The following is a 9093-nucleotide window of genomic DNA, read 5'->3' on the forward strand; positions in this document are numbered from 1 at the left end:
GGTCCGTTCGGCGCCGCGGGTGAGGCCGGGGAGGCGGTGCCAGCCGACCATCTCGATGACGTGCTCCACGTTCGGCGTCAGGTGGTCGAGCACCAGCGGCTCGCCCGCGGGCAGCGCGACGGCGTGCTGCGCCAGCAGGTTGAGGCCGCCGAGGTCGATGAAGCCGAGCCGGGACAGGTCGAGGTGGAGGCCGCCGCGCGGGCCGCCGGAGCGGCGGGTGCTCACCTGGACGAGCTGCTCGGCGAACACGGTGTGCCGCGCGGCGTCCAACTCGCCCTCGACCCGCAGGCCGTCGGGTTGGAACGTGCGCACTATCTTCAGGATCCCGTCGTCGAATTCGGGGTTCACTTCCACGAGGACCTCGTGTGCGTCGCGGAGGGCGGTGAGCTCGTCGCTCTGGCACGCGCGGCGGTCGATCTGGCAGATCGCCATCGCCATGGTGCTCGGCGACACGGCGTCGCCGACCCGGTGCTCACAGCCCAGCATCTGGCCGAGGTCGGAGCGCCCTGGCTCGTTCACCAGCCAGCTGTAGTCGGTGGTGATGCGCACGGCCCGGAAGCCCTGCCCGAACGCCGCGTCGACCTCCCGGCCGAGCGTGTCGAGCATCATCGCGGGCTCGAAGGAGCCGTGCCGGTCGAGGCAGGCGTCCCGCCGCGAGATGACCCGCAGCTGGCCCGACCGCCCGTGCGCGTGGACGTCGGCGAGGTGCCGCGGGCCGAGGCCGGGGAGGCGGTCGGCGGGGGCGTCGGTGACGTACACGACCTTCTCGTTGGTCTCCAGCCCCTCCCGGACGAAGGGCCCGATGACGCTGTCACGCTCTTCCGCGCCGCTGTAGGCCAGCCAGGCGTGGTCGCCCGGACGCACTTGGCTGACGGGACGCTTGGCGAACCAGGGTGTCTCCATGGCCTGTCCATCGAGGTCGGTGATTTGTTCAGCGTACGCCGCCGCCCGGGTTTTGGAAGCCCAACGCACGGAGTTCCTCACGCTCCGCTCACCCCTGCGCGCCTGGTCCGGGCAGGGCGAGCCGCAGGCGGACGACGCTGCCGCCGTCGCCCGTCCGGATCTGGACGATCGAGCACAGCAGCCGGACGGCCCACAGCCCGAACCGCCCGCCGGACGCGGGCCCGCCAGGACGCGGCGGGATCAGCCCGTACCCGGTCCCGGACGCCCACCGCCCGCCGTCGCCGACCTCGCAGACCAGGGCGGGGACGCCGTCCGGGGCCTCGGTCCACATCCGCAGGAGGATCGGGGGCTCGCCGTGCCGCCACGCGTTGGTGACGACCTCGGTGACGGCGACGAGCAGGCGCTGCAGGTCGTCCTCGGGCAGCGGCGTCGACCGCGCGTACTCGGTGACGTAGGCGCGCAGCCAGAACAGGTCGGGACGGTCGATCTTCAACGTGTCGGCGCCGGCGGGCGGGGCGGGCAGCGGCTCGGCGTCGCACTGCGCCGAGTACGCCCACGGGTCGACGTAGCCGGGGTTCGGGACGGCCCGCGCGCCGCGCACCGTCTCGGGGTGCGTCCGGCGGGCGGCCGCGACGACGCCCGCGGGCAGCGACGCCTCGTACGGGCAGAGCAGCGCGGCGCCGGTGCCGCGGAACGCGACGTTGAGCACGGCCTCCACCCGCTGCCATTCGACGACTTCGAGCCGCGACCGCCGCGCCCACACCGGATCGCCGAGGACGCGCAGGCGGCGCCCCCGCCAGGCGGTGTCGTCGGCGTCGCTGAGGCAGTCGGCGAGCGTCCGGGACGGGTGGCCGTACCAGGTCGCGGCGTCGGCGAACTCGATGCCCGCGGCGGCGGGGCCGAGCGCGTCCCGCAGCAGGGACTCGCGGTCGGGCCGGCACACGGCGACGACGCGGTCGCCCGCGTCGACGCCGTCGAGGAGGAACGGGACGGCGCCCGCGAGGAGCTGGCCGGGGCCGTCGTAGGGCAGCACGCGGTGCGTGAAGGAGTCGCTCGCGGCGGTCCCCGCCGTGCTTGTGGTCATGGGAGTCACCGACTGGGCTGGCGGACGGACCCGTCAAGCCTAGGCCGCCGGGCGGGGGCCTGCCGAGGCCGTTCTGCAAATGCAGTGGCAAGATTCCCGGAGGTCGTGTCCGCAATTGCGCGGAGGGTCGTCCCATACCGGGACGGGCCTCCGCGCCGGACGGCCGGAGGCGGCCGTCCGGGCCGGATAACGGCACCACGCCAGCGGATCATGGCGATAAGCTGAACGCGCTCCCACGCGGGAGTAGGGCGGGCGTGGCGAAATCAGGTATACGCGGCAGGTTTAGGTCCTGTTGGTGGCGACACCGTGGGGGTTCGAATCCCCCCGCCCGCACCGGCCGCGACACCGGAAACGGCCCGCGCGTCACGCGCGGGCCGCCTTTATGTGCACGCTCAAATCCGTGTGCCCGCAAACCCGCGGCGCGCCCGAATCCCGGCCGCGGGGCCGGTCAGAGGCCGAGGTCGCGGCGGAGGCGCTCGACGTGCCCGGTGGCCTTCACGTTGTAGTACGGCTTCTCGATCCTGCCCTCGGCGTCCACCAGGAACGTCGAGCGGATCACGCCGACGACCGTCCGGCCGTAGAGCTTCTTCTCGCCGTAGGCGCCGTAGGCGCGCAGGACCTCGGCGTCCGGGTCGGAGAGCAGCGGGAACGTGAGGCCCTCCTTCTCGCGGAACTTGGCGAGCTTCGCGGGCTTGTCCGGGGAGATGCCGACGACGGCCACCCCGGCGGCCTCCAGGTCGCCGAGGCTGCCCTGGAAGTCGACGGCCTCCTTGGTGCAGCCGGGCGTCAGGGCCGCCGGGTAGAAGTAGAGGATCACGCGCTTCCCGCGCAGCGACGCCAGCGACACGGGGGACGCGTCGGCGTCGGGAAGCTCGAAATCGGGGGCGACGTCGCCCGGCTGCAGCCGCTCGGACACCCTGACCCGCCTTTCGCTCGGATGGTGGGTCCAACGGTACCCGCGGCCGGGGTGCGGCGGACGTCCGGGGCCGGGACCTGCCACACTGGTCGGACCATGCTTCGCAGCTCATGGTTCCGCCCGCACGACCGCCCGACACGATAAGGACACGGCATGGCTGACAGGGCCCGCGACCCGGAGGAGCTGGAGCGGGAGATCGAGCGCACCCGCCGGGAGCTCGCACGCACGATCGACGAGCTCGCCGACCGGGTCAACCCGAAGAACGTGGCGCAGCGGGGCGCCGAGCGGCTGAAGGAGGAGGCCGGGCAGGTCGCGAAGGCCGCCCGCGCGCTGGTCCGGCCGGCCGAGGACGCGGCGGACGACGACGACGGCGCGGCCGGCGGGATCGACAAGCGGCTGCTGCTGGTGGGCGTCGGGGCCGCCGTCACCGTGACCGCCCTGGTCCTCTGGGGCCGTAGGCGCAGACGGCGCTGACGCCCGCCCCGAAGGCGCCGGTCCGCGGTCCGCGGCCGGCGCTTCGCCGTCCCCGGCCCGGACGGCCCGGGCCGGAATGCGGGGCGGAGTGCGGGGGGAGGGTGCGGCGCAGGAGCTCGGCGACCGTCCGCAGCTCGGCGAGCTCGGCCCGGCACGGCGGGCAGCCGCGCAGGTGCGCCGCCAGCTCGGCCGCCTCCGCTCCCGGCAGCCGGCCGAGCGCGTAGCCGCCGAGGCCGAGGCGGTACTCCCCGCAGTCCGGTCGTCCCACATCCTGGAATACGGCCGCCGGGCGGGCCGCGTTCAGTCAGCGGGAGCCGAGGTCGGGCGGGCTCACGGTGAAGCGGGCCTCGACGGCCGCGCGGACGACCTGCGTCGCGGGCTCCAGGTCGATCGGCTCCGGCTCGGCGGCGGCCCCGGCGGGCGCGCCGCCGTACGCGGCGGCCAGCGTGACGGGGCCGCCGACCTGGTCGCGGCCGAGGCCCTCGTCCGACAGCTCGACCAGGCCGACGAGCTCGCAGCCGAGCGCGTCGGCGTAGCGGCGGGCCCGCTCGACCGCCTCGTGCGCGGCCTGCCGGGCGGCCTCCCGGTAGATCTCGCTCTCGCGGCGCAGGTCCCACTGCGGGCCGTCGACGAACGTGCGCTCCAGGTCGCCGAGCCGGGCGACCAGCTCGCCGAGGACGCCGAAGTCGCTGACCGTGATCTTGAGCCAGACGGTGCCGCGGTAGGCGCGGACGTCCCCCTCGCGCCGCCGGTACTTCAGCACCGGCGTGATCGACAGCCCGCCCGTCTCCAGCCGCTCCACGGCCTCGCCGTAGGACTTCACCAGGTCGAGGCACCGCTGGTTGCGCTCGGTGAGCCGGTCGAGGGCCGTCCGCCGGTCGGGCTCCTGCGACTGGACGTGCACCGACAGCCGCGCGATCTCCGGCTCGGCCTCCAGCACCGCCTCGCCGCGAACACTGATCAGGGGCGCGTCGCTCATACCCCCAACCTAAGCCCAGGCTCACGGGTCGTGCGGCCGGAGGGCGGCCACGCCCGGAGGCCGCACGACCCGCCGAGCCGGTCGACCGGAGCGCCAAACACAGACCCACACGGTCACATCAACCGCAAGAGTGGCGTGAGGATCGACCGGCTCGCCCGGGGGTCGAAGGGGGTCGCCCCCTTCATAGAAACGTCTTCCCTTCGCCCCTATAGGTGGGGACGGTCCGCACGACCTCGTCGCCGTCGATCAGGTGGAGGGCGGCGAAGCGCTCGCAGAGCTCGCCCGCCTTGGTGTGCCGGAACCAGACGCGGTCGCCGACCGACAGCAGGTCGGCGGAGCGGCCGAGCAGCGGCGTCTGCACCTCGCCCGCGCCCTCGTTCGGGTCGTAGGACAGGCCGGTCGGCAGGTACGGCTGCGGGAGCCGGACGGCGTCGGCCGGGCCGGACGCGAGGTACCCGCCGCCGAGGCAGGTCGCGACGCCGGGCGCGGGACGGCGCGCGACCGGCAGCGCGAACAGCGCGGCGGGCCGTCCGGCGAAGTTGGAGTACTGGTCGAACAGGTGCGGCTGGTAGAGCCCGGACCCGGCCGCGACCTCGGTGACGGCGCGCTCGGCGGCGGTCGTCTCGACGCTGCCGGTGCCGCCGCCGTTGACGAACTCCAGGTCGGTGAGCCCCCGCACGGCCCGGACGATCGCCGCCCGCCGCCGCGCCAGCTCGGTCCGCGACCGCTGCTGCATGGCGCGGATCATCCGGCCCCTGGCGGGACGGCCCGGCGGGACGTCCCCGACCCCGGCGATCTGCGCCTCGTAGGCCATCAGCCCGACGAGCCGCAGCGACGGCCGCTTGAGGACGTCCTCGGCGAACGCCGCGACGTCGGCGGGGGTGCGCAGCGGGGAGCGCAGCGCGCCGATCCGGACCCGTCCGCCGAGGGGGCGGTAGGAGGCGTCGACGTCGACGCAGACCCGGACGGGCCGGTCGCCCGCCGCGGCCTCGATCAGGTCGAGGTGCTCGCGGCAGTCGACCATGAGCGTGACGGCGCGGGCGGCGGCCGGGTCGGCGGCGAGCGCGGCGAGCGCCGTCCGGTCGGTGGTGGGGTAGGCGACGAGGATGTCGTCGCTGACGCCCTCCCCGGCGAGCCAGAGCGCCTCCGGGAGGGTGAAGGCCATGATCCCGGCGAAGCCGTCCATGGCGAGGACGTCCGCGAGGAGGGCGCGGCAGCGGACCGACTTGCTCGCGACCCGGATCGGCTTCCCGGCCGCGCGGCGCACGAGGCCGGCGGCGTTGGCGCGGAAGGCCGCGAGGTCGACGACGGCGAACGGGGCCTCGATCCCGGCCGTCGCGGCGTCGTAGCGGTCCCGGAGGTTCATGCTCGTCACGCCGCCAGCCTAGCGGCAAATATGAAACCCTCTCACATCCACCGTCAGGGCTGGTCAGCGGGCACGCGGATGCGCGGCGAAGAAGTCCGAGAGCATGGCGCTCGCGCCCGGGGGCCACCGGTGCGTACCGCCGTCGACCGTGCAGAAGGCGACCGCGACGCCGCCCCTCCCGCTGCTCTCGCATCGGGCGCCGGAGACGCTCGCCTTGATCCTCTCACCCCGCGCGGGCAGCCCGGCGACCCCGCGCCAGAAGGCGACGGCCCGGGACGCGGGCGGGAACGGGCGGCCGTCGTCGAAGTCGCGCCGCCCGCCGCCGTGGTAGGGGACGCTCCGGTCCGCCGTCCCGTGGAAGATCATCGCCGAGACCGGGCGGCCCGGATCGCACCTCGTCACGAGCGCGCCCTCCACCACCCCGATCGCCGCGATCTTGCCGGGACGCTCGCACGCCATCCGGTACGCCATCCCCGCGCCGTTGGAGAAGCCCGCGACGTAGACGCGGCGGGGATCGGCGAGCCCGGCGCCGGTGAGCCGGTCGATCAGCTTGGACAGGAACCCGACGTCGTCGATGTTTCCGACCTTCGCGGGGCCGCAGCAGTCGCCCGCGTTCCACGTGGTCATGAACCCGTCCGGGTAGGCGACGAGGAAGCCCCGCTCGTCCGACAGCCGGTCGAACCCGGTCAGCCCCTCCATCCGGCCCATCGTGGCCAGTCCGCCGTGCAGGGCGACGACCAGCGCGGGCGGGTCGGCGGGCCTGCCGTCCTTCCAGCGTCCGCCGGACACCTTGGCCGGGACGTGCAGCAGGAACTCGCGGTGGCCGAACGTCCCGACGTCCAGCTTCCGCTTGTGCGTGCCCGCGGCCGTGGGGACGCCGCCGACCGTCGCGGGCCGCCCGCCGCCCGCGTGCCGGGGCGCGTCCGCGCATCCCGCGACGGCGAGCGCGATCACCGCCGGGACCAGCAGGATTCGCCGCATGAAGGCAAAGGTAGTCCCGACATCCGACGCGACACGGACCATGGGACGGGGAACGCGGCGAGGACGGCCGGACGCCGCGTAAGCTCGGCGGCGATCCGCCGTTTCCGCCGCTCCCGCCGAGAGTTGAGATCGTGAACGAGTATGTGCTGACCCTGTCCTGCCCGGACCGGCCCGGCATCGTCGCCGCCGTCTCCGGCCTGCTCGCCGAGCGCGGCTGCAACATCGTGGAAAGCCAGCAGTTCGGCGACGGCGGGTCCGGCACGTTCTTCATGCGGGTGCAGTTCGGCGCCCCTGAAGGCGCCGACGCCGCCGCCGACGCCGACGAGCTGCGCGGCGCGTTCGCCTCGCTCGCCCCGGACCTCGGCCTGGACTGGCGGCTGCACACGCTGGCCGAGCGCCCGCGCGTGCTGATCATGGTGTCGAAGGGCGGGCACTGCCTCAACGACCTGCTCTACCGGACGCGGTCCGGGCTGCTCGACATCGACATCGTCGCGGTCGCGTCCAACCACCCCGACCTCAGGCCGCTCACCCAGTCCTACGGGATCGACTACCACCACCTCCCGGTCGGGCCGGGCGGCAAGGCCGCGCAGGAGGCCGAGATCCTGACGCTGGTCGAGCACTACGGCGCCGACCTCGTCGTCCTCGCCCGGTACATGCAGATCCTCTCGGACGACTTCTGCGCCAAGCTGCCCGGCGCGATCATCAACATCCACCACTCGTTCCTGCCGAGCTTCAAGGGCGCCCGCCCCTACCACCAGGCGCACGCGCGCGGCGTCAAGCTGATCGGCGCGACCGCCCACTACGTCACCGCCGACCTCGACGAGGGCCCGATCATCGAGCAGGAGGTCGCCCGCGTCGACCACACGCACAGCCCGGAGGAGCTGGTCGCGGTCGGCCGCGACGTCGAGTGCCTCGCGCTGGCCCGGGCCGTCCGCTGGCACTGCGAGCACCGCGTCCTGCTCAACGGCGACCGCACGGTCGTCTTCCGCTGACCTGCGCTTTCCTCTTTCCGGCGAACACGGGCGAGATCGGCATGGCGGGTTTCGCTCCGGGTGACCATGGCGCACGATGAGTGACGTCGGACGTGCCGATGGCTCACGGGGGTGGCTGTGGCCGAGACAGTCGTAGCGGACGCGCGGGACGCGACCGAGCGGGACGCGATCGAGGCGGAGCTGGCCGCGCGCGGCGCGCGGCGGCTCGCCGTCCGGGAGTTCCGGCCGCCGCGCCCGCTCGCCGGGCTCGCGGCGGCGCTGCTGGTGACCGCGGGCGGCGGGGCGGCGGCGGTGGAGCTGCTCGCGGCGGCGCTCGGGTCCGGCGTCCATCCGCTGCCCGGCGCGGCGGCGCTGGCGGACGCGCTGCGCCAACGTTCTTGGAACGATCCGGCCGTCCTCGCCGTGGCGGGCGCCGCCACGGCGCTCGGCCTCGCGTTCCTGCTGGCCGCGCTGCCGGGGCGGCCCCGCGGCGTCCCGCTGGACGGCGCCGACCCGCGCCTCGCGGGCGTGCTCGGCCGCGCCGACCTGCGCCGGACGCTCGCCGACGCGGCGCTCGCCGTCCCCGGCATCGAGCGCGTCCGGGTCCGCGCCCGCCGGTGGGGGCGCGGGACGTTCCGCCGAGGCCTCGTCGTCCGGGCGACCACGTACTACCGCAACCCGGCGAACCTGGACGACCTCGTCCGCCGCGCGGTCGACGAGCGGCTGGACCGCGTCGAGCCCATGCACCGGCCGCGGGTCGACGTCCGGCTCGGCTGGCGGAAGGACTGACATGAGGATCCCGCTCGCGGTGACCGGAGCCGTCCTGCTCCTCTGCGGAAGCGCGGCGCTCGCCGCCGGGCTCGGCGCGTTCGACGCGCTCGGCGCCCTGTCGGGCAGGCCGCCGCTCGACCCGTCGCTCGTCCGGTACGCGCGGGACGAGGGCTGGTTCCTGCCCGTCGCCGCCGGGACGGCCGAGGTCGCCGCGCTCGCCGGGCAGCTGTGGCTGGTGCTGCAGGGCCGGGCGCTCGTCCAGCGCCGCTGGCCGGACGTCGATCCGCGCACCCGCGCCCTCGCCCTCGCCGCGTCCGGCGAGCTGGCCGTGGCGGCGCGGGGGATGCCGGGCGTCCAGGACGCCCGGGTCAGGCTGACCGGCTCGGCGCACCGCCCGCGCCTCAGAATGCGGGTCGACTGCGCCCGCGACGCCCTGGTCGGCGAGGTCTACGGGGAGCTCGGCGCGGGCCCGGTCGAGCGGTACCGGCGCGCGGTCGGGATGCCCGAGCTGCCGGTGGTGATCAGGTTCCGGACGGCGGCCGCGCGGCGCGGGAGGCGCCGCCGCCCGCGGCCCGGGCCCGCCTGACCGCGCGGGGCGCGCTCGGCGCTCGCCCGCGTCCGGGCCGGGGTCCCGGGGCGGCGGCGCCC

11 protein-coding genes and 1 tRNA gene are annotated in these 9093 nt (G+C 75.3%); 5 read left to right on the forward strand and 7 right to left on the reverse strand.

Annotation, left to right across the window (positions count from 1 at the left end):
- A partial coding sequence (locus tag ACH01S_RS41365; RefSeq protein ID WP_067905753.1) for an MEDS and STAS domain-containing protein occupies nt 1-903 on the reverse strand: 903 nt, incomplete at its 3' end.
- A gap of 88 nt (nt 904-991) precedes the next feature.
- Nucleotides 992-1987, reverse strand: a complete 996-nt coding sequence (locus ACH01S_RS41370; protein WP_067905754.1) for an anti-sigma factor RsbA family regulatory protein — start codon at nt 1985-1987, stop codon at nt 992-994.
- Nucleotides 1988-2235: 248 nt separating this feature from the next.
- Here ACH01S_RS41370 and ACH01S_RS41375 point away from each other — a divergent pair.
- Nucleotides 2236-2320: transfer RNA gene (locus ACH01S_RS41375), tRNA-Leu, on the forward strand.
- 115 nt (nt 2321-2435) lie between these two features.
- Here ACH01S_RS41375 and bcp read toward each other — a convergent pair.
- Nucleotides 2436-2903, reverse strand: a complete 468-nt coding sequence (bcp, locus tag ACH01S_RS41380) for a thioredoxin-dependent thiol peroxidase (RefSeq protein ID WP_067905756.1) — start codon at nt 2901-2903, stop codon at nt 2436-2438.
- A 153-nt stretch (nt 2904-3056) separates the two neighbouring features.
- Here bcp and ACH01S_RS41385 point away from each other — a divergent pair, with 153 nt between their 5' ends.
- Nucleotides 3057-3377, forward strand: coding sequence for a DUF3618 domain-containing protein (locus ACH01S_RS41385; RefSeq protein WP_067905758.1), 321 nt, complete (start codon nt 3057-3059; stop codon nt 3375-3377).
- Here ACH01S_RS41385 and ACH01S_RS41390 read toward each other — a convergent pair.
- The 4 genes from ACH01S_RS41390 to ACH01S_RS41405 all read right to left on the reverse strand — a co-directional run bounded on the left by ACH01S_RS41390 (nt 3328) and on the right by ACH01S_RS41405 (nt 6703).
- Nucleotides 3328-3645, reverse strand: a complete 318-nt coding sequence (locus ACH01S_RS41390) for a zf-HC2 domain-containing protein (RefSeq protein ID WP_067905759.1) — start codon at nt 3643-3645, stop codon at nt 3328-3330. The two genes, ACH01S_RS41385 and ACH01S_RS41390, sit on opposite strands and share 50 nt — an antisense overlap.
- Before the next feature lie 36 nt (nt 3646-3681).
- The gene (locus ACH01S_RS41395) at nt 3682-4356 is read right to left on the reverse strand and encodes an SIMPL domain-containing protein (protein WP_067905761.1); all 675 of its coding nucleotides are present in this window, start codon (nt 4354-4356) and stop codon (nt 3682-3684) included.
- Between the two features lie 181 nt (nt 4357-4537).
- Nucleotides 4538-5722, reverse strand: a complete 1185-nt coding sequence (locus tag ACH01S_RS41400) for an amino acid deaminase/aldolase (RefSeq protein ID WP_067905763.1) — start codon at nt 5720-5722, stop codon at nt 4538-4540.
- Nucleotides 5723-5785: 63 nt separating this feature from the next.
- A complete protein-coding gene (locus tag ACH01S_RS41405; RefSeq protein WP_067905765.1) occupies nt 5786-6703 on the reverse strand; it encodes a CE1 family esterase in 918 nt (305 codons plus the stop codon).
- Nucleotides 6704-6834: 131 nt separating this feature from the next.
- On the opposite strand from ACH01S_RS41405, the gene purU reads away from it, so the two are divergent.
- The 3 genes from purU to ACH01S_RS41420 all read left to right on the forward strand — a co-directional run bounded on the left by purU (nt 6835) and on the right by ACH01S_RS41420 (nt 9031).
- Nucleotides 6835-7695 carry a formyltetrahydrofolate deformylase gene (gene purU, locus ACH01S_RS41410; RefSeq protein WP_083981738.1) on the forward strand — a complete coding sequence of 287 codons (861 nt, stop codon included), beginning with the start codon at nt 6835-6837 and terminating at the stop codon, nt 7693-7695.
- Nucleotides 7696-7812: 117 nt separating this feature from the next.
- Nucleotides 7813-8463 (forward strand): DUF6286 domain-containing protein, encoded by a 651-nt coding sequence (locus ACH01S_RS41415; protein WP_083981739.1) that lies wholly within the window; start codon nt 7813-7815, stop codon nt 8461-8463.
- A 1-nt stretch (nt 8464) separates the two neighbouring features.
- Entirely contained in the window at nt 8465-9031 is a 567-nt protein-coding gene (locus ACH01S_RS41420; RefSeq protein WP_067905769.1) for a hypothetical protein, read from the forward strand.
- Nucleotides 9032-9093: the final 62 nt, after the last annotated feature.

The organism is Actinomadura chibensis NBRC 106107 (assembly GCF_001552135.1).
Taxonomy (GTDB): domain Bacteria; phylum Actinomycetota; class Actinomycetes; order Streptosporangiales; family Streptosporangiaceae; genus Spirillospora; species Spirillospora chibensis.

Bases quoted from the DNA above. Each gene is read 5' to 3' on its own strand.
- ACH01S_RS41370 (WP_067905754.1), bottom strand. From the start codon at position 1,987: ATGACCACAAGCACGGCGGGGACCGCCGCGAGCGACTCCTTCACGCAC.
- ACH01S_RS41385 (WP_067905758.1), top strand. From the start codon at position 3,057: ATGGCTGACAGGGCCCGCGACCCGGAGGAGCTGGAGCGGGAGATCGAG.
- ACH01S_RS41395 (WP_067905761.1), bottom strand. From the start codon at position 4,356: ATGAGCGACGCGCCCCTGATCAGTGTTCGCGGCGAGGCGGTGCTGGAG.
- ACH01S_RS41400 (WP_067905763.1), bottom strand. From the start codon at position 5,722: ATGAACCTCCGGGACCGCTACGACGCCGCGACGGCCGGGATCGAGGCC.
- ACH01S_RS41405 (WP_067905765.1), bottom strand. From the start codon at position 6,703: ATGCGGCGAATCCTGCTGGTCCCGGCGGTGATCGCGCTCGCCGTCGCG.
- ACH01S_RS41420 (WP_067905769.1), top strand. From the start codon at position 8,465: ATGAGGATCCCGCTCGCGGTGACCGGAGCCGTCCTGCTCCTCTGCGGA.